We start from the raw sequence: 24,886 nt of genomic DNA on the forward strand, positions 1-24,886 counted from the left end.
TCGACTCGACGGAGGCCGCAGCCCACTGGCCGTGATCCGACGTTGATCATCGCTGACAGTCGGCACCTGTGTGCTCTATCGTGAGGGAAGCGACGGGAGACGGGCTCAGGGCCCGGGACAACCGGTCCGTCAGTGATCTGCATAAAGGAGCCGACAATGAAGACTGCTCAACGCCTGGACAACCTGGGCACCGAGACCGCGTTCCGGGTCGCCCAGGCCGCCGCCGATTGGAAGGCCCAGGGCAACCAGGTCTATCCCTTCCACCTCGGCGACCTCAATTTCCCCATGGCCGGGCACATCGTCGAGGCCATGGACCAGGCCATCAAAGACGGGAAGACCGGGTACTGCCCAGGCCCCGGAATTCCGGAGCTGCGTGCGGCACTGGCAGCAGACATCGGATCCCGGCGAGGCATGAGCATCGACCCCGCCGAGGTGATCGTCACCACCGGTGGCAAGCCGGTGATCACGAAGTTCCTCCAGGCGGTCATGGATCCGGGCGAGGGCGTGCTCTACCCCAACCCGGGGTTCCCGATCTATGAATCACAGATCGAGTACCTCGGTGGGACCGCGCTTCCCTACAGGTATGTGCCCACTGAAGACGGGTTCGCCATCGACCTCGACCATCTGCGGGCCTCCATCGATGACAAGACAGTGGCCATCATCTACAACGACCTGCAGAACCCGATCTCGGCCGAATCCACCGATGCCGAACGTGAGGCGATCGCCGCGATCGCGCAGGAATTCGACCTCTGGGTTCTGTCCGACGAAGCCTATTTCGAGATGCGCTACAAGGGCCGTTCGACGTCCATCGCATCACTCGACGGTATGCGCGAGCGCACCGTCATCCTCTACACATTCAGCAAGAAGTTTGCGATGACGGGATCCCGGCTAGGCTGTGCCGTCGCACCACCGGAGGTCGCTGGGGCGATTTCCACGATGAACACCAACGACGAATCCTGCACCACCCAATACGTCCAGTGGGCGGGCATCGCCGCGCTCCAAGGGCCGCAGGACTCCGTCGGGCGGATGCTCGAGGTGCTGCGCAAACGCCGTGATGCCACATGCTCGATCATCAACTCGATCCCGGGAATGAGCGTGGCTACTCCCGGGTCGACATTCTACGTCTTCCCCGATGTCACCGAAGCGATGGAAGCCAAGGGGATTGCCACCCTCGCCGATTTCTCCACCGAGGCGCTGCACAGCACCGGAGTCTCGTTCTGCACCCGCGAGCACTTCGGCAGGAGACAGGGCGGGGAGGACCGACATTACATCCGTCTGGCCTACTCCGGCATCGGAGTCGACGAGATCAATGAGGGCCTTGGTCTGCTCAAGGAGTGGATCACCGAGGGCTGATCGGGTCAGCATCGGTCGACGAACTCGAAGTGAACGATGGTGTGATGAGGACTGGCCCCTGGTTCATGGTCAGGGTAGCCTTACCTATGGCCGGGTCGCGCTAACTGTGCGACCGCTCATCGTGACGGAAGTTGACCATGAACCCAACCGCAGTCCGACTCCGACCAGCTGCAATCGGTGTCGCAATCAGTCTCCTCGCCCTCCTGACCGCATGCGACAGCGGCAGCCGTGCGGAGGAGACGAATGAAGGGGCAAGTACGCACTCGGTCGAGCACGCGCGTGGAACTGCCGAAATCATTGCGAAGACCGACAAGGTCGTGACACTGGAACCCCTCGAGCTCGACACCGCGGTCGCGCTCGGTGTGACACCGTTGGGTGCAGCTGTGGCGAGTAATGTCGCAGGCATTCCCGACTACCTCGGCGTCGACGGCGTCGAATCCGTCGGAACGGTGCCCGAACCGGACCTTGAGGCCATTGCGGCGCTGGAGCCGGATCTCATCCTCGGCACCGAATCACGGCATTCGAAGCTCTACGACGAGCTTGATGCGATTGCTCCGACGGTCTTCATCGCCAACCACGCCGACTCGTGGAAGGACAATGCGCTACTGATCGGGGATGCCCTTGACCGCAAAGACGAGACTGAGGCACTCCTCACCGAGGTCGACGAGCGGTGCGAATCCATCAAAGCCGAATACGACATCGACGGTGAGACCGCCCAGATGATTCGGCCGCGCGATGAGACGACATTGAGTCTCTATGGTCCTGACTCATTCGCCGGCAGCCTGCTCGAATGCGTAGGCTATTCGATTCCCGATCAGGACTGGGCCGACGGACTGCAGGCCGATATCTCACCTGAGACCGCCGTCGACGCCAGAGCCGATGCCGTCTTCGTCACCGCAGACGATGTCAGCGACGATTCCGCTGTACCCAAGGTGATTGCCGGAAACTCGGACGCGTTTCCCTCCGTGACGCCTGTCGACACCAGCTATTGGGTCTCCGGGGTGGGGCCGAAGGGCGCTCATAAGGTTCTCGATGACATCGAGAGCTACCTCGCCGAACAGGCATGAATGTGGAGTCGCCCCGACCGTGGGCCTACACGGCGTTTCCGGTCACGGTGTCCGCGATCGCTCAGATCGCACCGAACTTCATTCGTGTGACGTTCACGGGCGAGACTCTTGACTGCTTCGCTCCGTGGGGCCTCGACCAGAGGATCAAGTTGGTCTTTCCCCTGCCGGACGGAAGCATCGCTGATTTCGGACTGCTCACGGATCCGACACCGCACCCATCGCACTGGTATGCGCGCTGGAGACAGCTGCCGGCGCACGAGCGCAATGTGCTGCGGACCTACACTCCGTCGGGGGTTCGACCCGAAGCGCGTGAAGTCGACGTCGACGTCTTCATCCATCACCCCGCGGGGCCGGCATCGCAGTGGGCTCAAGACGTCGAGGTGGGGGATCGTGTCGTCATCAACGGCCCCGACGTGCGCAATGGCTTCACCGGGTACGGGCTCCACTGGGATCCGGGAACGGCGGACGAGCTGCTGCTCATCGGCGATGAGACGGCCTTCCCTGCGATCGCGAACATCCACCGCAGCCTCGGCGAGGGTGCGAAGGTCGAGATCCTCGCTGAAGCAGCGAACCCTCTCGACGGGAACCTGTTGCCCACCGGTGCCAGGTCGCTGGTGCGCGAGCCGATCGCGGGCCCCGGTTCTGGGCTCGAAACATTGACCCGCGAATGGGGAGGCCGCCGCGCCCCTGAAGATCTGGGCGAGAACCTGTATATCTGGATCGCCGGAGAGTCTGGTGCTGTCACGCGAATCAGGCGCTATCTGACGAAGGACCTGGGAATCGCGAAGGAGCGCATCTCCTTCCTCGGGTATTGGAAGACCGGCGGGCCCTTGGTCGCCTGAAGCAGCGACTCCGGCAGGATCGGTTTGTCAATCGCTCGTCTCTGATGGGCTGATCAGTCCGCGGGTTCCGGCTACGCCCATCGGTGCGCTGCCGGTCGGCGGGGACTTGGCAGCGAGTTGTGGAGGCGCCATTCGTGGAGCCAGTCGGGCAGATCCATGCCAGGAGGCGGTGACCCGAATACCTCGACGAGTTCATCGCGGGTGACTGTGCCGTTCTTCGAGGTCACCAGCGTAGCGACGAAGGCACGAGCGTAGATCTCTCCAGCGACGACGATGCGGTGCTCAAAATACACGGCGCGGTCATCGATTCCGCTGATCCTCGTTTCAACGCTATAGCGTTGGCCGAGTTTGAGGGACTTGCGGAAGCTGATGGTCTCGGCGCTGACGACGCCGCTCCACCCCTTGTTCCGAATGGAGGTCCAGACTCCGCTGCGAACCATCATGTCAAGGCGACCCAAGTCCATGATTGAGAAGTACATGCCGTTGTTGACGTGCATGAAGATGTCGATCTCGGTGGGGAGAACTCGCAGAGGCAGGGAATAGTCATCCCATATGCCCTGCGTGGGACGGCGACGAGATCTGAGCAGGTGCAAGAGCATACGCGTGAAGTGCATACATCCCATGTTACTGGGCCGTATCGTCACGCTGGGTTCAGGTTCGGGCAGGCGGCGTCGGGTCCGACGGCACCGGAGTCCAGTCAGTCTGTGGCGGTCGTCTGTTGCTCCCGGTCCTTGATGAACGGAGACTCCTCGGGCTCGGGATGCCGCAATCGTTGGAAGCCGATGATGAGGACACCCAGGGCCACTGCGCCGATTGCCGCCCACACGTTGGTGCGCAGACCCAGGACGACGAAGCTGGGGTCGAGGCGGATGGATTCCCACACGATGCGGCCGGCGCCGTACCAGACGAGGTACATGCCGAAGAGGCGTCCCCACTGGAAGAACAGGTGGCGTCCCAGCCACAGCAGGACCAAGGCGCCGAGGCTGTTCCAGATGACTTCGTAGAGGAACGTCGGGTGGAAGAGTGTGTCGACGGGCAGTCCGGGCGGGAAGGCCGGATTGTTCGGGTCGATCTCCAGACCCCAGGGCAGAGTCGTCGGCTGACCGAAGAGCTCCTGATTGAACCAGTTGCCGAAGCGTCCGCAGGCCTGGGCGAGGATGAGCCCCGGAGCGATGGCGTCGAGGAGGGCCGTCAGCTTGATGTTGAGTCGGCGGCACATGATCAGCGCGCCCAGGGTACCGCCGATCAGCGACCCGAAGATTGCGATCCCGCCCTCCCAGATCGCCCACACAGAGCCCGGCTCAAAGGGGTTCCACGGATTGCGACCAGGGCCGAAATAGTCCGTGTAGTGCGTGATGACGTGATAGATCCTGGCCCCGATAATGGCCATCGGGACGGCCAGAGTCGCAATGTCGAGGACCTGCCATTCCTCGACTCCGCGCTTGGTCAGACGGTGATTGGTCAGCACGATGGCGATGACGATACCGGCAAGGATGCACAGCGCATAGAAGTGGATCGTCAGAGGGCCCAGCGAGAAGCTGGAGACACTCGGACTCGGGATGGAGGCCAGAACATCATGGGGCGGCGTGGGCAGGTCATTGACCGCTGGAAAGGCAAGCACGAGGTCAGTCTATTTCCAACCCCCTCAGACCGACAGTTGAGCGACCTCCACAGCTTGCCCATGGGAAGATGTGAACCATGGCCCTCGACTTCACTCTCGTCCAACTCCGGTACTTCCAAGAGGTTGCCCGCCGCGAGAACATGACAGAGGCGGCCAAACATCTCAACGTCACTCAGTCGGCGATCTCGACAGCCATGGCTCAGCTCGAGAGGACCCTGGGCATCGACCTGTTCATCCGGCAGAAGAACCGCTCCGTGGTCCTCTCGCCTGCAGGCCGACGCTTCCTCTTCGAAGTCAATCCATTCCTCGAATCCTCCGACGCGCTGGGGGAGACCGCGCACGGACTGGCCCAGTCGCTGAGCGGAAACCTCACGGTCGGGGTCTTCTCACCCATCGCCCCGACCCGACTGCCGCTCATCCACGCGGAGTTCGAAAAACGCTACCCCGACGTGAGAGTCAATTACTTCGAGGCCGACCTCCATGAACTGCAGACAGCGGTCATCGCCGGAGTCTGCGACATCGCGCTGACCTATACGCTGGGACTGACCGACCGATTCGATTCGTTCCTCATCGACGTCGTCGAACCGCACGCACTCGTCTCTCTCGACCACCGCCTCGCTGGGGGAGAGGAGGGACCGCGTCCGATCCACCTGCGTGAACTCGCCGACGAAGACTACATACAGCTCGATCTGCCGTTCTCCCGGCAGTACTACGATGAGCTCTTCCGCATCGCCGGCATCGTGCCGAGGGTGCGACACAGCTTCGCAGGCTACGAGACGGTCCGGTCGTTCGTCGCGATGGGTCACGGGTACTCGCTGCTGAGCCAGAGCGTGTCCTCTGGAACGTACATCGGGTCCATGACGGTCGACGTACCGCTGCTCGACGAATTCCCGAGCATCGACCTCTCCATGGTGTGGCCCAAGGACGTGCGTCTGAGTAAGCGCGCACGTGCCTTCAACGAACTGACCCGCGACATCCTGGGACCCGCAGCCTCAGGCTCATAGATTGAACTGATGCCTGGTCTAACTAGTATCTGTTGGACTGATCTCTCGTGGCAGGCAACAATGGTTCCCACACCTGAGGACTAGGCAAGGGAGCTTCCATGTCCGCGACACCTGCGACGCCGGAGACACAACCGAAACACACCGGCAAGACCACGAGCATGCAGAAGAAGGTGCTCGTCGGCGGCAGCATCGGCCAATTCGTCGAGTTCTACGACTTCACGCTCTACGGGCTCTCGGCCGTCATCCTCGCCGAGTACTTCTTCCCCGACGGCGACAAGGTCACTGGGCTGCTCGTCATCTTCGCCACCTTCGGCGTCGCCTTCGTCATGCGTCCCCTGGGCGGACTGTTCTTCGGTGCCCTCGGTGACAAGGTCGGCAGGCGCAAGACCTTGACCATCACGATCTTCCTCGTCGGGATCTGCACCGCCCTCATCGGCGTACTGCCCGGCTTCGACCAGATCGGCTGGTTCGCACCCATCCTGCTCATCCTCGCCCGCCTGGGCCAGGGCTTCTCCGCCGGCGGCGAATCGGTCGGCGGACCCTCCTTCGTCTACGAACACGCACCGGTGGGCAAGCGCGGCCTGTGGATCAACATCACCCTGGCCGCCACCGCACTGCCCTCGGTCTTCGCCGGCGGCCTCATCCTGCTGCTCTCGACGGTGATGAGCGATGCATCCTTCGACTCCTGGGGCTGGCGCATCCCCTTCCTCCTGGCTCTGCCGCTCTCAGCTGTCGGTCTCTGGATCCGCTCGCGCACCGATGAGTCCGAACTCTTCAAGAAGACCGCGGCCGAGCGGCCGAAGGAGTTCAGCCCCATCCGCGACTCCTTCCGCGAGAACTCGGTGGGAATGCTCCAGGTTTTCTTCGTTCTGGGATTGACCGCCTTGGGCTTCTACATGCTCTCCGCCTACTTCGTCACCTACATCCAGACCACCGGAGACCTCACCCGGGAGCAGTCTCTGCTGACCAACGCCATCGCCATGGCCAGCTATACGATCTTCCTGCCCATCGCCGGAGCCATCGGCGACAGGGTCGGGCGCAAGCCGATGCTCATCGCCGGCTCCATCCTTCTGGCCGTCACCTCTGTTCCCGCCTTCGGGTTGGTGACCAGTGGAAACATGGGCCTGGCGTTCCTCGGGCAGACGATCTTCGTCATCTCCCTGTGCTGCTACGGCGGAGGCTGCTACACCTTCTTCTGCGAACGCTTCTCCACGAAGACCCGGTTCACCTCGGCAGCGATCAGCTACAACGTCTCCTACGCCATCCTCGGCGGAACCGCTCCGTTCGTCGGCACCTGGCTCGTCGACATCACCGGAGTCAACACCGCTCCCGGTTACTACATGACCATCTGCGCCGTGATCGTCCTCGTCCTCATCTTCATCACCCGCCTCCCGGAGACCCGGGGTCGGTTGGGCTGATCGACAGGCCACCTCGTTGGGCCGGCTCTCACCGACCTTCACTTCAACAGCAGCCCAGCAACAGAAAGAGACGCACCATGACCACCCCCTCCCCAGCCTCGTCGAGCACCGTCGCCTCGACCGCGGTCGCCTCCAGCGATGCCACCTTCCTCATCGACTTCCATCAGGTCGCCGCGATCGGCGCAACCGACAACGACGGCGTCGACCGGCAGGCGCTGACGGTCGAGGACAAGCAGACGCGTGACTGGATGCGGGGCTGGGCAGAAGGCAACGGCTTCGAAGTTCGCGTGGATGCGATCGGCAACATGTTCGCCTGCCTCGAACTCGTCCCCGAAGCCCCATACGTCCTCATCGGCTCACACCTGGACTCCCAGCCCCTTGGCGGGCGCTTCGACGGTGCCTATGGAGTCATCGCGGCCCTCTTCGCAGCTCTGCGGGTCAAGGAGAACGTCGCCGAGTCCGGGCAGAAGCCTCGGTTCAACATCGCTGTCGTCAATTGGTTCAACGAGGAGGGCGGACGTTTCGCCCCGTCCATCATGGGCAGTTCCGTCTACGCCGGACTCTTCGACCTCGACGAGATGCTGGCAGTGGAAGATCTCCAGGGGACTTCCGTCGCCGAGGCGCTCGCCGCCATCGGCTACGACGGCACCGACACCCCGCCCGAGGCGATCTCCTACGCGGAGATCCACATCGAACAGGGCCGCATCTTGGAGCGCGAGGCCACAGACATCGGCGTCGTCGAATCCAGCTGGTACACACAGAAGCTCGACATCGACGTCCTCGGCGAACAGTCCCACACCGGAGCCACCGCCATGGCCGATCGCCATGATGCGCTCGTCGCGGGTTCCAAGATCGTCCTCGCCGTCGCCGACGTGGTCAACGAGTTCGCCGACGAGGCGCTCGTGTCCTCGGTCGGCCAGCATGTCGTCGAACCCAACTCACCCATCGTCGTACCTCGCCGCGTGCACATGGTCGCCGACCTCCGTTCCTCCGACCCGGACATCGTCAAAGCTGCCCGGGACTCCCTGCACCAGCAGATCGCGAACATCGCCTTGGAACACGACATCACCATCAAGGTTGAGGATTTCGATGTCCGGGGCAAGCTCTACTTTCCGGAGACGGGTGTCGAGCTGGCCGAGAAGGCCGTGGCCAATGAGGGGCTGTCGATCCGACGCCTCGAGACCATGGCCGGTCACGATTCTGTGGCCATGAACCACCGGGTACCCGCCGTGATGATGTTCGTGCCCAGTGTCGACGGCGTCTCCCACTGCGAACGCGAGTTCACCACCGATGAGGACATGATCCGCGGCCTCGGGGTACTGACTTCGGTCGCCACCGAGCTGGTCAACGGTGAACTCAGTGAGGAACGCGAAGGCGATGTGTGGGTCGGTCAGTCCGTCGCCGAGGCCCGGGCATGAGCGGCAGCGAAACGTGGGCACTGTCGGCAACCGAAGCGCTCGCGAAGTTCCGGTCGAAGGAGCTCTCGCCGGTCGAGTACCTCAGTGCGCAGATCGGACGCATCACCACCGCCGACGATCGCATCAATGCGGTCACGGAGGTCGTGGAGGAGGCGGTCACCTCGGCGCGGGAAGCCGAGGCGTTCTACGCATCGGCGACACCCGATTTCCTTGCCGAAGCGGCCGATTCCCAGCCCCTGCTCGGCTTGCCAGTGATCGCCAAGGAAAAGCACGCGATCTCCGGGCGCGCACTCACCCAGGGCCTCATACACGAACGAGACACGGTGGCCGGGGCCGATGCCGCGGTCATCAGCCGCATCCGTGTGGCCGGGGGATTCGTGCATGCCAGGGCGACATCGCCGGAACTCAGCTGTGCGACCATCACCCATTCGCCGATGTGGGGCGTGACGCGCAACCCGTGGAACACCGAACTCTCACCCGGAGGGTCCTCTGGCGGCTCCGGTGCCGCCCTGGCGGCGGGCTTCGGTCCCCTGGCGACGGCATCGGACATCGCCGGCTCGACGAGGCTGCCCGCCGCATTCACCGGCACAGTCGGGTTCAAGGCACCCTACGGCCGGATCCCCGGCCTGCAGCCATTGGCCGCGGACTGGTACCGCGGGGACGGGCCGATGGCGCGCACCGTCGCCGACACCGCCCTGTTGGCCCGTGTGATGGTCGGTGTCGATCCCAGCGATCACACAACGATCGAATCGTCTGGATTTCTCGACGGCTTCGACGCCTCTTCCGCTGAGGTGGTCGACGGCTTGAAGGGTAAACGGATCGCACTGTGCCTGCGGTTGGGCGACTTCCCCGTCGGTCAGGACATCATTGCCAATACCCGTGCAGTCGCCTCAGCGCTGGAAGCTGCGGGTGCAGTCGTCGAGGAGATCGAGCTGCCGTGGACGGCGGAGCGGATCTTCGAGACCGCGTTCACTCACTTCGGCCATCTCCTCGCGCCCGCGATGCGGACCTCGACCCGCGGGCATGAGGATACTCTCGCCGACTACACGCTGCAGTTCATGGCCGACGCCGAAGCGGTCGCCAGCCGTCATACGTTCTACGAAGGGCTGGCCGCGGAGGCGCAGATTCAGGCGGAACTCGCGACGGCAATGGAGGGATTCGATGTCCTCCTGGCTCCCACCTCGGCGGTGGCAGGTCTAGAGGCCGATTCGAGCTACTTGGACGGGATCACTCTCGACTCGTCGGGCGTCGGGCGTGAGACCTCCGGAACCGTCCCCAGCACCGGCGTCGGTGCTGGGGGTGTTGACGGAGAGGGAGTGCGGCTCGAGCACTATTGGCAGGCGCACATGACGATGCCGTTCAACATCTGCAACCGGGTGCCGATCGTCAACGTGCCCAGCGGCATGGCTGACTGCGGGATCCCGACAGGCCTGCAGGTCATCGCCCATCCCTTCGACGACCGCGCCGCCTTCGATGTCGCGGCCGCGGTCGAGCAGTTGGTGCCGTGGACGGGACTCGCTCCGGGGTGAGTGCTGGCATGTCGTCCGAGACGGAGCTTCGCCTTCTGGCACGATGAGGATCGTGGACGAAACCAACGGAACACAAGGGGAGCAGGGTTCGATGCAGAGCCTCGAACAGACACTGGCTGCAGTCGAAGGAATCGGCCGAGAACTCAATGCAGTCACCTCGGTGATGAGGGGTCGCGCACGTACCCTTGAGCGAAAGTCCGCGCAGCGCGCCGCAGTCGGTGAGCCGAAACGTCTCCTCGAAGGTGTTCCCTTTGCCGTCAAGGACGTCATAGATGTAGCTGGATTCCCTACAACAATGGGATCGAACGTCAGCAGCGGACCGGACCCCAGCACGAGCGCCCCCGTCGTGAGCCTCCTCGAAAAGGCAGGCGCGCTGCCGGTGGTAAAGACGAACTGCCAGGAGTACTCCTACGGCATCCTTGGTGATGAGAGTGCCTTCGGGCGAGTCATCAACCCGATCGACCCCACGCTGTGCACTGGCGGGTCGAGCTCGGGGTCGGCAGCCCTTGTCGCTGCCGGGGTGGTGCCGCTGGCACTGGGAACGGATACTGCGGGCTCCGTGAGAGTTCCGGCCGCTTGCCAGGGCGTCATCGGGTTCAAGCCGACCTTCGGCATAGTTCCTGTCGAGGGAGTATTCCCTCTGTCGCCGTCCTTCGACACGGTGGGATTGTTCGCACGCGATCTGCCGCTGCTCACCGCCGCATTCGCAGTGATATCCGGGAACGGGTCTGGCTCAATCCCAACAGGTTCCTCACCGACGAAGGCGCCGACCGTCGATCTGAGCCTGCTCAACCCCACAGGCGAGTCATCGGCAGACGTACAGACGTGGGTCGAACGGCACCTCGGTGATTCAGCGATCGCCTCCATCACCTCAGAGAATACTGATCACTTGACGGAGCTCATCGAGCGAGGGATCGACTACTACGACATCGTGCGCCGCTATGAAGCCTATGTTCTGCACAAACAGTTCCTGGATGACCAGGGAGAGAAGTACCAGCCGGGCGTCTGGGCGAAGATCCTGTCGGGGCAGAACATCACCGAGGCTGAATACCAGTCCAACGTTGTCGCGCTCGAGGAGCTGCGTGCCTCCGCCGAATCGTTCTTCGACGATGTTGACTTCATCATCACACCAGCCATGGGCGGTGATGTGATCGCATGGGATGAACTCGGACCGGACTCGGCCGCGACATTCATGCGCTACTCGCTGCCGTTCAATGTTCTCGGGTGGCCGGCAGTGACGTTGCCGATCGGGGCGGTGCTCGATGGAACTACGTCTGGCTCTGACGAGAGCTCTGGCACAGTCTGCGGCGAGGCTTCTGACACGACTGCCGCGACATCACCCCGAGCGAAACCACTATCGGTCCAGGTCGTCGGCGCACCTCACAGCGACGAGAAGCTGCTCGCATTCGTCGCGGGGCTCTGAAAGCGGTTCAGCTGCACTGAACTGGAGTCCACCAACCGTGTTGTTGATGATCCTGCCGCACCCTAAGCGGTGAGGCGACACCTGGCTCCCGGCGGATGCAAAGCCTTGCAGCCGGGCACGGATGAGCGTGCCCGGCAACAAGGAATAGCTGCTTCGTCTGGCTACGATGCCAGAAGCAGCCACGGTCAGTGTCTAGCGGTTGCCTCGCATGTAGGCGTTGACGTCATCGCTGTTGAACAAGTCCGGGACCGTCCAGCCGTCGAGGTTGTACTCGCCCATGCACTGTTCGACCATGCCGTTCATCGAGTCCACGGTGCCGTTGTTCATGGCATTCATGAGCATCTCCACGCGCACATTCTCATGGTTGCCGGAATAGTTGCGCTCGTAGAGTTCGTGACGGCCGCCGAACTCGGAGCCGATGGCGTCCCAGAGCAGCTTCATCAGTTTGACGCGGTCCACGGCCTGCACGCCGTTGGATCCGCGCACATATTTGTCGAGGTATGGTCGGATCTCGGCGTTCTTGAAGTCCTGTGCGCCGGAGGGCAGATAGATGAGGCCAGAGGCGACATCCTGCTCGATGATCTCCTTGATTCGTGAGTAGCCCTGAGCCATGAACATGCGGTAAGCCATGCCGTAGTCCATCTTCGGCAGCACGGATCCGTTCGGCCCCTCGTCGGGGTTGAGCATCATGGCATCAGCGAGTGCCCAGAACATATTGCGCCAGCCGATGACCTCTCCGGCCCGAGCCTGGACTCCGCGGAAGTCCTGAGTACCGGCAATCTCCAGAGCCTTGAGCAGCAATCCCGCGATGAAGTCCAGTTTCACAGCCAAGCGGATGCAGCCTTGGTAGGTGAAGCGCTGGATGAACCCGGTCTTGGGCATGAACCCATTGATCTGGTCCGGATCACCATAGGCGAAGATGTTCTCCCATGGCACGAGCACCTTGTCGAAGATGAACACCGCGTCGTTCTCGTCCATGCGCGACGACAGCGGGTAGTCATAGGGAGTGCCCGTCACGGCTGCGTTCTGTGCGTAGGAGGTTCGCGAGATCAGCTTGATGCCGGGAGCATCCATCGGGACAGTGCAGATCAGAGCGTATTCGGGACGCTTGATCGGCAGTCCGTAGTGGGAGATGAAATTGTAGTTGGTGATGGCGGACCCTGTGGCCACCACCTTTGCTCCGGAAACGATGACGCCGTTGTCGGTCTCCTTCTCCACCTTCATGAAGACGTCTTTGACGTCGTCCGGGGGTAGGTGACGGTCCACAGGAGGGTTGATGATGGCGTGATTCCAATACAGGACCTTCTCCTGTGACTCCTTGTACCAACGCTGGGCGTTCTCCTGGTAGGGCGAATAGAACTCGGGCATCGAGCCCAGAGTCCCCAGGAAGGCGGCCTTGTAGTCAGGGGAGCGGCCGAGCCAGCCGTAGGACATACGAGCCCAGGTCTCGATCGCGGTCCGGCTGTCTTTGAGGTCGTCCACGGACTTCGGAATCTTGAAGAAGGGGTGGGTCTTACCACCGCTGCCGGTGTCGGTGTCGACCAGCAGCTTGTCGGCCGTCGCTTCATCGTGGAAACCGTCATAGAGCCGTGCCACCATGCGTACGGAGTTGCGGAATGCGGGGTGCGTGGTGACATCTTCGACGCGTTCTCCATGCAGATAGATCTCTCGACCGTCGCGGAGGGAATCAATGTATTCGTCGCCTGTCATCGGCAGCTTCGGATTGGCCGGGGTGGTCCTTTCGGACATTGTGTTCTGCTGGTTCTCTTCAGTGGTCATGACGACCGTCCTTTCATTGATGTGCCGAACTGCTGCTGAGAAAGCAGCACGACGGGTGCATTCTTCGGTGGTTGTGCGCTGGGAGCCGGAAGCCCCGTGGTTGTGGCGTTCAGATGTTTCGTTCCGCAGTAGATCAGCTCAGACGGCGTTGAACGTGGAAGATCCCTCGAGCCAGCCGTGGGCGATCGAATCGCCCGATGCTTCCCAGGGAGTGCCGCCGTGCAGAGTGCCGGCATGATGGAACTTGCCTGAGATGAAGAGCAGCGGATCGATGTCATTGATCTCCAAATCAATGACTTCGCCGATGACGATCAAATGGTCGCCGCCGTCGTAGATCTGCCAGGGGCGACATTCGATGGTTGCCGCATTGCCTTCAAGGACAGGGATCTCGCCTTCGCAACGCCACTTCACCGGGGTCTTCGAGGGCTTTCCTGCGAAGTTCATGCAGGTGCTCAGCTGATCTTCGGACATGATATTGATGGCGAATGGCCGGTCCTCGAGATACTCGGATGCCTTGTTGCCGCGGATCAGTGTCACCTGGGCCAATGGCGGGTCGAGTGAGACGGCGGTGAAGGCATTGACCGTAGCGCCGTGCGGTGCGCCGTCGGGCGCCTGGCAGGTCACCACGGTCACACCGGTGGCGAACTTTCCGAACGCATGGCGAAGATCCTTGGGATTGATCGTCTGCCTCGGCGATTCTGTTGCGATGGTCTTAGTCATCGAATGTGTCCTCTCCCTGGAGCAGCTTTCGGAGATTGGCCGGAGTTGCTGTCTCTGGACAGTGTTGTGGGACACATTCGCGATGTGAAGAGTTCGTCCCGGCTGGGACATCGTCTGTCCCGCTCAGACCAAAGCGATAACTCAGAACAATGGATTGAGATGCTGGGGAGTATGAATCTATGCTCTGGAAGTCCTTCTAGAACTCGGTTGCGCGTTGCAGCTCCAGCGGAGTCAACCCGGTGCGAGCTTTGAAGACACGGGAGAAATGCGAGGGAGAGGCGAACCCGCACCGACGTGCGATTTCGGCGACCGTGGTGTGAGGCTCCGAAGCCAAGATTGTCTCCGCGATCTGCAATCGATAGTTCTGCAGGTGGTCGGCAAAGGTCTCGTCCTTTGCAGCGAAGATGCGCGAGAGCTGACGCTCGCTGACTCCGATGGTCGCAGCGACCTTCGCGCGATTGAGCGCGCCGTCGCCGAAATGACGCTCGATCTCCTGCAAGGCATGTCGATACCTGGCCTCCCGGCCGGAATCCACCATGGGCGAGAGCATTCGTTCGACCAGTTCGAAGGTCTCCTGCTCCACTCGATACAGATCGTCGGGGGACCGCCGCAGTGCGGAGTCAATCACCGAGACCAGGTCTGTGGCGCTGGGGTTGGAGAATCGTCTGCGCAGATCCGACCCGAACTCAAACACCAGCGGTTCGTTGAGATCTCTTCCGCCTGCCAGGTGGGCGAAGTCTTCTCGCGGGATGGTGAGCACCAGCTCGTAGAGGCCGTGTGAGAAACCGCGGACGAATGGCCGGTCCGCGTCGTAGACGACAGCCTGGCCAGGTTTGAGGAGAATCGTCCCCTTGGAATGGTAGAAAAACGCATCACCGCTCATTGCGAAGAATATGGCGATGTCACCGGTGGGATGAGCGGCAATCATTCGTGCGGAACGCTCGACGATCTGGGATGAGCCCTTGACTCCGGCAAACCGGAGCGCAGGGAAGTGGAGGTTGATCTCCTCTGCCATCAGGGGAGTGTCCTCCAAGGTGCGAATGTCTAGGCCGATGAGCGCCTTGGCATTATGTGCTTCCCAATATTCGATTCGATTCTTGGAAGGGATTTGGGCGGTCGAGAACCGTAGCGGGTCCGGGGTGGAATGAGGCGTCGGTGGTTCAGCCATGGAGTTGCTCCTCCCAGTCTCCGGTGCGAAGCGCAGGATCTTTGGGTGTGGGCCCCGGCGGCGATCGCAACATCGTTGTTGTCAGCCCATGGTAGCTTCTCGGCGACGATTTCTGATTCCTGCCTGCGGTCTCTGGGACAACACCGAGATCGAGAGCCAGTCCAATCCCGCCTCCTCCGGAAGAGCTGAGAACCGCTGGCTCCGAAACCGGTTCAGATGGGCTGATGAAGCCCTTCACGATCGAGTCGGTGTCAGAAGAACGGTGTGAGCAGGCAGACGATGATGAGCGAGATGACAGAGGCGAGGGCCGTGACAAAGGTCAGCGCCTTCAGTGCACCCTTGGTCGTCACCTGCATCATCGTCTGGAACATCCAGAAGAAATTACTGTTGACCTGCAGCGCGAACAAAGCACCCGAGCCGATGGCGAGACCGATGATGATCGGTGAGACATCGAGTTGACCGAGGATAGGTCCGATGATGCCGGCAGCTGCGATCGCCGCGACAGAGATGGAACCGATCGCGAGGTGCAGAACAGCGGCGATGAGCCACGCGATGAGGACGCTGACGATGACGGGAGCGGCCGAATTCGCTGTGAAGAGACCGCCGAGAACGTCTGCCAGGTTCGTAGCGCTGATGACCTCGCCAAGAGACCCACCGACACCGGTGATGAGCAGAATCTGCCCAGTGGTGCTGAAGCCTTCTTCCATCGACGAATTCGTCTTCTCCCGACCATTGAAGATCTGCGAGAGCACATACGCGATGACGAGCCCCAAGAACAGGGCGAAGACCGGATCGCCGAGGAAATCGGTGACGGAATTCGCGGCGTTGAAGGCGCTGAGAATTGCCCCGGTGGCAATGAGGATCAGAGGCACGTAGACCGGGCTGAGCGCCAATGCCAAATGCGGCTGACGAGTTCGAACGGTGGTGGTTCCACCGGCCTCGGACGAATCGTCCTGTTCTGCGTCGGGTACGATTCCGGTCTCATCTGTCGCGGGATTCCACACCCCGCGATTGACGAGGAACGAATAGACGAACACCGTCAGCAGGACCGTAGCCACACCGACGGCGAGTCCGATGCCGAGCATCTGTGCAAGAGGAATGTTCAGGAGGCCTGCGATCGAAATCGTGCCGAGGCCAGGGACCACAAACACGTATCCGACGAGGATGCCGGCAGTGACCGAGCCTGCCATGATGCCCAAGCCCCGACGCCCGAGCGCGGGTGCAGCATTCCGAGCCAATGGCGATGCGAGTACAAGCTGTACGTCGACGTAGATCGAAGGAAAGACCGCGGTGAGTGCTGCTGCCAGTGCGTAGGGCAGCTTCCGCGGTCCCAGGAGTCGGAGAAGTAGCTCGACGAATCTTTGCAATGCCCCCATAGTGAAGAGCAATGCCCCGATGAGCACCCCGAAGCCGATGAGCAGCCCCACCTCGGCCATGATCGAGCCGAACCCTTCGACTATTGTCGTCAGTGTCTTTTCCAAGCCGAGACCAGCAGCGATGCCGTAGTACATGGCACCGATGACCAGCGAGATCACTGGATCGACCTTCAACAGGATGATGAGAAGGACAACCGCGAGAATTGCGATGACCGCATGGAGAATGACCAATGGCTGCTCCTCGTCGAGCTGAGATAGGTTATTAGATCATTTAATCACTTTGCCGATATATGCGGTAGTGCGTACCCCACATGTGTTGCACAGAAGACGAACTCCACGGTCAATGGTCCCAGTGAACCTGCACCAGCGGGGACCGACGATCTGTGTCGAAGAATGACTGATACGTCGACATAGATCGTCCACTGCGTCGGCAGCGTGGGCTCGGTTAAGCTGATGATGAGCTCATCAGCCACAACCGAAGCGGAACCGTCCTGTCATGAGGCCCACGCACAGCCAAGTCATCACGATCTCCGATGACACGCGCGCGAACGTGGCCATGGTGCCGGCACTCATCGTCGGACTTGTCCTGGTCTTGGGGTTCGACTTCAGCCCGCTCGGGCCTGAAGCCTTGCAGCTGGGTGAGGTCTTCGCGAAGCTCATCGCGCTCTTCCTCGTCGCCTGGCCGGTGTTCGCCCTCGTCTACCTGCTGTGGACCCACGCGGGGCTGAACGAATTGAGCGAGACCGAGCTCATGGTCCACTCTCGATGGGCGCTCGCGCGAAGGCGAACATTCTGGGCACGATATCTAGGCACGGGAGGGGCAGTGTCGTGGGCTGCCATCGCTGCGTATGTCGCGATCATCCTCAACGTCTACCTCGTCACCATGGGGTCCGAAACCAACATCGGCCTCGCAGTCACCCTCGGCCTGGCAAATGTCGTCGCCTCGTGGTCGGTCATGGTGTATTCGTTCGCTCTCGAATTCATGCGACTCGACCTCGGCGGCGGTGGAAGCCCCGGTGCCAGACAACTCGAATTCGACATGCCGGAGGAGAGAGTCTTCAGCGACTACCTCACGTTCGCGGTGCTGTCCTCGACGATGACGGCAGCTCTGCCGGGCCGAGCCGTGACTCGCGCAGGATGGAGACTGGTCCGCACGAACGTCATCGTCGCCTTCGGCTTCAACTCGGTCGTCGTTGCGACATTGGTGTCGATGTTTCTGTCATACCTCAAGCTCTGAGCAGGGAAGCCGCAACCTCGCCGATGACCAGGATCGCACCAAGGATCGATGCGCTGACAGCCACACGATAGAGAACTGTCTTGTTCGCTCGTCGGATCACCAGGTTCGACAGCCACAATCCTGCAAGCATGAATGGCAGCAGAGTGGCCGCCGCGATCAGGTGTTCACTTCGGACCTCGCCTCCGATCGTCAGACCGGTCAGGGACAGGATGCTGCCGATGGTGAAGTAGGCGCTCATCGTGGACCGCATCGATGATGGATCCAGAGAGCGCAGGACCAGGGCGATGGGCGGGCCGCCGATGCTTGTCGACGTGCCGAAGATGCCAGAGACGCTGCTGGCGAAGAACATGTTGCGGTTGCTGGCAGCCGGCGACCAGCCCACGAGGCTGAGACCGACTCCGGCGAGGACTGTGACCGCTAGGAGCAGGGACAGTCCTTGATCCGGCAGCAGCACCACTGCAGTCGTGCCGATGACGATTCCCGGCAATCGGCCAAGCGCGCCCCAGCCGACGAGCTTCCAGTCGACGTCGGCACGTTCGCGGATGAAGGCGGTGAACGAAGTGAGAGTGGCAAGCAGAAGCAGTGCGGCAGGAAGCAGGTTCGGTTCGAGCAGTACGAGCACCGGGGCCGTGATCATTCCCAGACCGAACCCGACGGAGCCCTGCACGCAGGAAGACCCCAGCACCACCGCTCCGATGATGAGATAGTGGATCAACTCCATCGGGACTCTGCTCCTTCGCATTGCGTCGTCGAGACGGGGCGAACGCCGCGAACTCAACTGCGGAATCAACCTCGAGCTCTTATCAAGCCAACAGTCTTCCACCACTGTGCGCAAAATGAGCCAAACGTCCGGTATCTGGACTATTTGTTGCGCGAAACACGCAGCTATGGTCTACTCTCTACGTAGACCGCGCAGATTTCTTGCTGCATCGCTACGCTGTGTCAGCGACCCTGAGACCGCGGTCACCAGCCATACATTCGTCTACACACTGGAGTGCACGCCATGGCCACGGACGTCCATAGCATGAACGGCAGTTCCGGCTCACCGAAGCCGAATCAGCTTCCTCTGCCACGCGGCCTCGGGCTCGTCACGTCGGTGGGACCGGGCCTCGTGCTGGCAATGTCCTTCCTCGGCACAGGCGACCTCGTCAGTTCCTCGGTCTCAGGTGCATCGTACGGATATGCGCTGTTGTGGACTCTGGTGCTGTCCTTGATCGCTCGCACCTTCATCATCTCCTCCATCGCCAAGTACACGCTGATGAATAGGCACGGAGACACACAGATCCTCGATGGATTCGCACGGCTGGCCCCCGTGCTTCCGGGAATTATGGCCGCTGTCGTCATCGTTGCCGGTTTCATCACCCAGGCCACCTTCGTTCTCGCGGCGTCCACCGGACTGCATGAGCTCACCGGCGGTCAATGGGGCGGTGGCTGGGGCCGCTTCTTCTGCGCGATCATCATCGTAGCGCTGACCTTGTCGCTGGTGATGCTGCGCAAGCAGTTCGTCGTCCTCGAGTACTTCGCGCGCTTCGCCTCGGTGGCTATGATCATTGCGTTCGTCTATGCGCTGATCAAGATCGGTACCTTCGACATCGGGGGCTTCATGCAGGGACTCGCATTCGAGATCCCTGAGGAGCAGAACACCTCCGCCTTCGCCCCCATCGTCATCGCTTCGGCCACCATCGGCACGATTGCCGGCAACATGCCGAACCTGCTGTATTCCGGCTTCATGCGGGACAAAGGCTGGGTCGGACCGAAATATCGTCGCCTTCAGCAGTTCGACCTCATCGCTGGAATGGCACCTCTGCTCGTCATCAACCTTCTGTTCTGGATCGTCGCCGCGGAGTTCAGCGCCGCACATCCAGGATTCTCGATCGCTGATGAGTTCGACCTCTCACACATGCTCTCCGTCGCGGTGGGGCCGGCGGGGCCATTCCTGCTGTGGATGTGCATCTTCTTCGCCGCGATGACGAGCTTCCCCCCGCAGTCTCGTGGGTTCGCGCAGCTCGCGATCAACGGCATCAACCATTCCGTCCCCTCGATGCGGAAGTTCCTGGGCCGAGATGAGGAGAACCCTGCGTTCCGGTGGATTCAGGCCATCGTCTTCATCATCGTCCCCTTGGTCTCGACCATTCCGGGCGCACCGGATCTCATCTCACTCAACATCGTCGGCACCGCAATCTCGACGGTGCTCAGCCTGCCGATCATCGTCGTCTGCATTCTGCTCCTGACATCGCGGAAGAAGCACATGCACAGCTACGCGGTGAACCCGAAATGGCAGACGGCGCTGCTCGCTCTTCTCGGTGTCATTGCGATCATCATCGGATTTCAGATTGCGATGCAGATTCCGTCGATGTTTGAAACCGCCTTCGGATGATCTGCATCGGATGCGACACTGACCGGACCACACAGCAAAGGAGTCACGCATGAATCTGCTCGCGAACGAGAGGCTTGAACACGTATCCGAGCCGCCCGCCGACGGCAGGCTCCGATACTTCGACGATTCGGGCAATGCCGCGGCAGTCATCCCGACCGATCGCCGTTCCAACCACGCTCCGTCGGTTCTGGCACTGCGTGACGGAACCCTGCTCGCGGCCTGGTTCGGCGGCAGCGATGAGGGCAACAAGGACATCGACGTGCTCGTTTCCCGATTCGACTCGAACGCTGCCACGTGGTCTGCCTCTGCGGCTGTCACGCACGACGAGATCCGATCAGACCAGAATCCCGGTCTGTTCGAGGCCCCCGATGGTCAGATCTGGCTTGTCTACACCTCTCAGCTGTCGCGGCAGTCAGGTGTGCCTGAGACCTTCAACCTGCAGCACACCTCGGTGGTGAAGGTGATTCGCTCCGCTGATGGTGGCAAGAACTGGTCTCAGCCGCAGACGCTGTTCGACAGGCAAGGAACATTCTGCCGCCAACCGATCCAGGTCCTCAGCGACGGCAGATGGGTTCATCCCCAATGGCTGTGCTTCGACGACGATTCGAAGAACGGTTCGGACCAGCCGGTGCTTCAGATCTCCGAGGACGAGGGCAGCACCTGGCACCAGATCGAATTCCCTGACGCGAGCGGCCGGTCCACCCCAATGTCGTCGAGCTTGAGCCCGGGCGCCTGGTGTGTCTGTTCCGCTCGCGCTTCGCCGATTGGGTCTACATCAGCAGATCCGAAGACGGAGGCGAGACCTGGACCGTTCCAGAGGCAACCGATGTGCCGAATAACAACGCCGGTCTCAGTGCATTCCTTCTGCCTTCCGGCATGTTGGCTCTGGTCTCGAACGAGCACCAGGTCACTCACGAGCCCGCCGAGGTGGTGTGGCCCTATGAGCGGATGAGAATGGTCATCGCCGTCTCCAACGACGAAGGCCGCACCTGGCCGGTGCGCCGGGTCATCGAGCCCGGCGACGGATTCACCGGCTCCGGCAATCTGCGCAGCAACCGCCGGCAGGAGTATCCGCACGGAATCGTCGACTCCGAGGGGCTCATCCACGTCGTCTACGCCTACAGTTCACGTCGAGCAGTCAGGCACGTCGTCTTCGCCGAGGACTGGATCTCAGGAGTCGAGGACCAAGTCCATACCGACTGCAAACTCTGGGGTTGAATCCGTCGGGGGTGTCGGGGAGCGAGTCCTTCTAGTCGTGTGCCTTGCCCATGTCGTCGACGGTGACCACGCGGATGCCGCGGGATTCGAATGCCGTGATCTGCTCAGCTTCAGCTGCCTCATCGGTCACGAGCGTCCACCCATTGCCCAGGTCTGCCCAGGCATGGAAGGGGCGTTGGCCCAGCTTGGCCGAGTGGGCGACGACGAAGACGTGGGTGGCACGTCGGCTCATGAGCTCTTTGAGCCGAACCTGCTCTGCTGTGGCCTCGCATACGCCGTCTTCGGATGTGACGGCATCGGCGCCGAGGAAGGCGAAGTCGAAGGTGAACTTCTCCAATCCGACTTCGGTGATCGGACCGATGAAGCCCTGGCTGATCGACCGGTACCGGCCGCCGAGGAGGGTGAATTCGATCCCCTCCGCGCCCGTCATCTGCTGCAGAGAGGTGAGCCCTGTGGACACGACCGAAAGCGGAGTCGTCTCGCGCAGTGCGCGTGCGATCTGCGCAGTCGTGCTGCCCGCGTCGAGGAGGACATGTGACCCCGCCGGTACCTGCTGCGCGCACCACGCACCAAGCGCCCGCTTGATTTCAGGAGCCTCGTGGGAGCGTTCATCCAGAGTGCTCTCCGCTTCCGCGGGGACGGCAATGACACCGCCGTAGGTGCGTGCGAGGTCCCCTGAGTCGGTGAGTCGCGCGAGGTCACGCCGGATCGTCGAGGCGGTGACACCGAGCATCTCCGAGAGAGTCTCGACACTCATCTCGCCCTGCGCCCGAACCCGCTGGATGATCTCCTCGCGCCTATCGCCTGCGTTCATCACTCTCCGATGTCTGCTGTCGGTGGTCGAAACCTGCCGCCCGCCGATGGGCGGCTCTTAGCCGTGCGGCCACTGTATCGCGGTTGACCACGGCTGGCTGAATCCCCGGCCGGTGGTCTGGGGTTGCCTCAGCGATCACGAGGGCGCTGGAATCTTGGTGCTGGACAGGTTCAGACAGTCGCCAGTGTTGCGGCCTGTCGCATGGCTTCACTCATGCTTTCAGTGTCGACCTTGCCGGTGCCGGCGATGTCGAACGCCGTTCCATGGTCAACGGACGTGCGGATCACGGGAAGTCCGACAGTGATGTTGACCCCGGCGTCGATGCCGAGCACCTTGATCGGCCCGTGCCCCTGGTCGTGGTACATCGCGACGATGAGGTCGTAGTCGCCTCGTCCTGCGAGGAAGAATGCGGTGTCGGCAGAGAGGGGGCCGACTGCGTCGATTCCGTCGCCCTGGAGTGCGGTGATGGCGGGAGCGATCTTCTCCGCCTCTTCCCCGTAGCCGAAGAGTCCGTTCTCTCCTGCATGCGGATTGATCGCGCAGACACCGATATGGGGCCGCTCGATTCCTGCTCTGATGAGTGCGTCATTCCCGCGACGGACCGTGCGCTCAACCAGGCCGGGCTCGATTGTGGCCACGGCATCGATGAGGCCGATGTGGGTCGTCACGTGGATGACTCGCAGTTTGGGTGAAGAGAGCATCATCGAGACCTCCTCAGTTCCGGTCAGAGCGGCCAGCATCTCGGTGTGCCCGGGGTACTGATGGCCGGCGGAGTGCAGCGCTTCCTTGTTCAGCGGCGCCGTGCAGATTGCCTGGACGTCGCCAGACATGGCCAGCTGCGACGCTCGTTCGATATAGCGGAATGCGGCGTCGCCGGCAGTGTCGGATAACCGTCCCCACTCCAGGTCAGAAGGCAGCAGGCCGAGGTCGATGACGTCGATGACGCCTGGGCAGTCCTCGGCCGCAGCCGGGGAGTCGATGACGCGGATCGACGCACTGACGCCGAGGATCTCGGCGGCCTGTTCGAGCCGAGCCGCATCGCCGATGACGACGGGTCGAGCAACCTCGAGCACTGTGGGGTCGAGGCAGGCGGCGACGCAGATCTCTGGTCCGACTCCGGCTCCGTCGCCCATGGTCACTGCGACTGTGGGACGCGATGTCATTCGTTCTCCTTCGTGGTTTGCGACGGTGATCGGGGTGGGCGCTGTCCCGTGGGTCAGCGCTTCGTGGATGAGAGTGAGGGAATCGTCGTCTCCCTGGCCGCCGGGTCGCGTGACGACACGACCGAGCTCACTATGTTCACCGGGCCTCGCCGAGGTGGTCCCCACCTGAGATAGGACCGCGCCGGGGTGGATTTCGCGCATCGTGACGACTTCCCCGACACCGAGGCGGTCGAGCACTGCTCGTGCCGTCTCGCCTCCTGTGGCGGCCAGGTGGACAGGACCGATGTCCATGAGCGAGCGTGCGACGAGTTCGGCCAGAAGGCCTGGAAGTGGGCGAGGATCGACCGAGTCTCCGGTGTCCGTGAGCCGGATGACGAGGTTGCCGCCGGTCAGCCGATTCCGGATTTCAGCGGCGGTGACGTGCAGGGCATCGGGGTTGTCGTTCCAGGCCGAGACTTCGGTGGCAGGGATGTCGAGGACGCCGACTTGGGCGTGTTCCTGCAGGTGGGCCAACTGATCGTCGATGCGATCTGCCGCAGTGCCGAGAATGAAGAGGACCGGAGCGCTCGGGGCTGTGGGCGGTTCGACGAGCGGCGCAGAGCATCTGAGGGCTCGACCGTCGGCGATGGCGCGGGCCAATGCTGCTGATCCGACGACTGTGGCACCGGTGGATGCGGCGAGGGCGATGACCTGCCCGATGTCGTCCATGGTTTCGGCGTCGGCGATGATGAGGCGCTCTGACCGGAATCGTGCTGCCAGTTCGTGCGGGCTGCTCGTGCGAAGCTGGTCGAGTTCGAGGAGAGTCGGTGCTTCGGGGCAGAGGTCATTGAGACTGTCCGGGCCCGAATGGTCTTCGATGTTCCAGGCGCGTGTATCGGCAAGCCGTATACCGTCGATGTAGGGGACGCCGCCGATGACGGTGCGGTTGAGCTGGGGGAGTGCCGGAGCGAAGATCACCGGTCCGTTCGTGCTCTCCAGAGCCGCCGACAGATGTGCTCTGACGTTTCCACGCAGCAGAGAATCGACCTTGATGATGGTGGTCTGATTCTCGGTTCGCAGTGTCTCGAGCGCAGAGCGTGTGCGTGAGGCTGCTTCGACCGCTGTGAGATAGCGGCAGTCGAGGTCGAGCGCGACATCCTGCGGAGCCGCATTCGCGCTCTCGGATGAGGTCGGTCGTCCACTCGAGTCGGTGAGGAGGATGCGGACAGGAGTGCCGAGGGTTGCTGCCGCTTCCGCTGCTCCGCTGAGGTCGTCGGCAAGAATGAGCATGCCGGGGTCGCGTGCAGGCATGGCACTCCTTTGCGTCCGATCTGGCTGGAGTTCCAGATTGCCACGATTGCGCGAAATGCGCAAATCTTT

19 protein-coding genes and 1 pseudogene are annotated in these 24,886 nt (G+C 62.1%); 11 read left to right on the forward strand and 9 right to left on the reverse strand.

All coding sequences use genetic code 11. From position 1 onward, the window contains the following. The first annotated feature begins 156 nt into the window (after nucleotides 1-156). The 3 genes from FO013_RS12920 (at nucleotide 157) to FO013_RS12930 (ending at nucleotide 3,262) form a co-directional block, all read left to right on the forward strand. Entirely contained in the window at nucleotides 157-1,353 is a 1,197-nt protein-coding gene (locus FO013_RS12920; protein WP_143922988.1) for a pyridoxal phosphate-dependent aminotransferase, read from the forward strand. A 137-nt stretch (nucleotides 1,354-1,490) separates the two neighbouring features. Continuing rightward, nucleotides 1,491-2,420 carry an ABC transporter substrate-binding protein gene (locus tag FO013_RS12925; protein WP_143922989.1) on the forward strand — a complete coding sequence of 310 codons (930 nt, stop codon included), beginning with the start codon at nucleotides 1,491-1,493 and terminating at the stop codon, nucleotides 2,418-2,420. Next, on the forward strand, nucleotides 2,417-3,262 hold the full coding sequence (locus FO013_RS12930; RefSeq protein WP_143922990.1) for a siderophore-interacting protein: 846 nt from the start codon (nucleotides 2,417-2,419) through the stop codon (nucleotides 3,260-3,262). The genes FO013_RS12925 and FO013_RS12930 overlap by 4 nt, the downstream gene beginning before the upstream one ends. 71 nt (nucleotides 3,263-3,333) lie before the next feature. Here FO013_RS12930 and FO013_RS12935 read toward each other — a convergent pair whose 3' ends face one another. Both FO013_RS12935 and lgt read right to left on the reverse strand, forming a co-directional pair. Continuing rightward, on the reverse strand, nucleotides 3,334-3,876 hold the full coding sequence (locus tag FO013_RS12935; protein WP_143922991.1) for an acyl-CoA thioesterase: 543 nt from the start codon (nucleotides 3,874-3,876) through the stop codon (nucleotides 3,334-3,336). A gap of 83 nt (nucleotides 3,877-3,959) precedes the next feature. Next, nucleotides 3,960-4,883: a prolipoprotein diacylglyceryl transferase gene (gene lgt, locus FO013_RS12940; protein ID WP_143922992.1), complete on the reverse strand. Its 924-nt coding sequence runs from the start codon at nucleotides 4,881-4,883 to the stop codon at nucleotides 3,960-3,962. A 77-nt stretch (nucleotides 4,884-4,960) separates the two neighbouring features. On the opposite strand from lgt, the gene FO013_RS12945 reads away from it, so the two are divergent. From FO013_RS12945 to FO013_RS12965, 5 genes are all read left to right on the forward strand, one after another. Further along, nucleotides 4,961-5,887, forward strand: coding sequence for a LysR family transcriptional regulator (locus FO013_RS12945; protein WP_143922993.1), 927 nt, complete (start codon nucleotides 4,961-4,963; stop codon nucleotides 5,885-5,887). Between the two features lie 98 nt (nucleotides 5,888-5,985). Continuing rightward, nucleotides 5,986-7,305, forward strand: coding sequence for an MFS transporter (locus FO013_RS12950; RefSeq protein WP_260848137.1), 1,320 nt, complete (start codon nucleotides 5,986-5,988; stop codon nucleotides 7,303-7,305). A 77-nt stretch (nucleotides 7,306-7,382) separates the two neighbouring features. Then, nucleotides 7,383-8,723, forward strand: coding sequence for a M20 family metallo-hydrolase (locus FO013_RS12955; RefSeq protein WP_143922994.1), 1,341 nt, complete (start codon nucleotides 7,383-7,385; stop codon nucleotides 8,721-8,723). Then, the gene (locus FO013_RS12960) at nucleotides 8,720-10,252 is read left to right on the forward strand and encodes an amidase (RefSeq protein ID WP_143922995.1); all 1,533 of its coding nucleotides are present in this window, start codon (nucleotides 8,720-8,722) and stop codon (nucleotides 10,250-10,252) included. Before FO013_RS12955 ends, FO013_RS12960 begins: the two co-directional genes overlap by 4 nt. Before the next feature lie 52 nt (nucleotides 10,253-10,304). Then, nucleotides 10,305-11,675: an amidase gene (locus FO013_RS12965; RefSeq protein ID WP_186293099.1), complete on the forward strand. Its 1,371-nt coding sequence runs from the start codon at nucleotides 10,305-10,307 to the stop codon at nucleotides 11,673-11,675. 192 nt (nucleotides 11,676-11,867) lie between these two features. On the opposite strand, the gene FO013_RS12970 is transcribed toward FO013_RS12965, so the two are convergent. The 4 genes from FO013_RS12970 to FO013_RS12985 all read right to left on the reverse strand — a co-directional run bounded on the left by FO013_RS12970 (nucleotide 11,868) and on the right by FO013_RS12985 (nucleotide 16,949). Next, a complete protein-coding gene (locus tag FO013_RS12970; RefSeq protein ID WP_143922997.1) occupies nucleotides 11,868-13,454 on the reverse strand; it encodes a 4-hydroxyphenylacetate 3-hydroxylase family protein in 1,587 nt (528 codons plus the stop codon). A 138-nt stretch (nucleotides 13,455-13,592) separates the two neighbouring features. Beyond that, nucleotides 13,593-14,174: a flavin reductase family protein gene (locus FO013_RS12975; protein ID WP_143922998.1), complete on the reverse strand. Its 582-nt coding sequence runs from the start codon at nucleotides 14,172-14,174 to the stop codon at nucleotides 13,593-13,595. Between the two features lie 196 nt (nucleotides 14,175-14,370). Beyond that, nucleotides 14,371-15,342, reverse strand: coding sequence for an AraC family transcriptional regulator (locus tag FO013_RS12980; RefSeq protein ID WP_143922999.1), 972 nt, complete (start codon nucleotides 15,340-15,342; stop codon nucleotides 14,371-14,373). A 251-nt stretch (nucleotides 15,343-15,593) separates the two neighbouring features. Further along, the gene (locus FO013_RS12985; RefSeq protein ID WP_143923000.1) at nucleotides 15,594-16,949 is read right to left on the reverse strand and encodes a GntP family permease; all 1,356 of its coding nucleotides are present in this window, start codon (nucleotides 16,947-16,949) and stop codon (nucleotides 15,594-15,596) included. A gap of 265 nt (nucleotides 16,950-17,214) precedes the next feature. Between FO013_RS12985 and FO013_RS12990 the strand changes: the two genes are divergently transcribed. Next, on the forward strand, nucleotides 17,215-17,955 hold the full coding sequence (locus FO013_RS12990) for a DUF1345 domain-containing protein (RefSeq protein ID WP_143923001.1): 741 nt from the start codon (nucleotides 17,215-17,217) through the stop codon (nucleotides 17,953-17,955). Here FO013_RS12990 and FO013_RS12995 read toward each other — a convergent pair. After that, nucleotides 17,945-18,676, reverse strand: coding sequence for a sulfite exporter TauE/SafE family protein (locus tag FO013_RS12995; protein WP_186293100.1), 732 nt, complete (start codon nucleotides 18,674-18,676; stop codon nucleotides 17,945-17,947). The genes FO013_RS12990 and FO013_RS12995 overlap by 11 nt on opposite strands. A 303-nt stretch (nucleotides 18,677-18,979) precedes the next feature. Between FO013_RS12995 and FO013_RS13000 the strand changes: the two genes are divergently transcribed. Next, nucleotides 18,980-20,332 carry an Nramp family divalent metal transporter gene (locus FO013_RS13000; protein ID WP_186293101.1) on the forward strand — a complete coding sequence of 451 codons (1,353 nt, stop codon included), beginning with the start codon at nucleotides 18,980-18,982 and terminating at the stop codon, nucleotides 20,330-20,332. A 49-nt stretch (nucleotides 20,333-20,381) separates the two neighbouring features. After that, nucleotides 20,382-21,550, forward strand: a pseudogene (locus FO013_RS13005) (sialidase family protein). 31 nt (nucleotides 21,551-21,581) lie between these two features. Here the strand turns inward: FO013_RS13005 and FO013_RS13015 are convergent. Both FO013_RS13015 and pdxA read right to left on the reverse strand, forming a co-directional pair. Further along, nucleotides 21,582-22,364: a DeoR/GlpR family DNA-binding transcription regulator gene (locus FO013_RS13015; protein ID WP_143923005.1), complete on the reverse strand. Its 783-nt coding sequence runs from the start codon at nucleotides 22,362-22,364 to the stop codon at nucleotides 21,582-21,584. 170 nt (nucleotides 22,365-22,534) lie between these two features. Continuing rightward, nucleotides 22,535-24,817, reverse strand: coding sequence for a 4-hydroxythreonine-4-phosphate dehydrogenase PdxA (pdxA, locus tag FO013_RS13020; protein ID WP_186293102.1), 2,283 nt, complete (start codon nucleotides 24,815-24,817; stop codon nucleotides 22,535-22,537). Nucleotides 24,818-24,886 lie beyond the last annotated feature (69 nt).

It is taken from the genome of Brevibacterium aurantiacum (genome assembly GCF_007558825.1).
In the GTDB taxonomy this organism is placed as follows: domain Bacteria; phylum Actinomycetota; class Actinomycetes; order Actinomycetales; family Brevibacteriaceae; genus Brevibacterium; species Brevibacterium aurantiacum_A.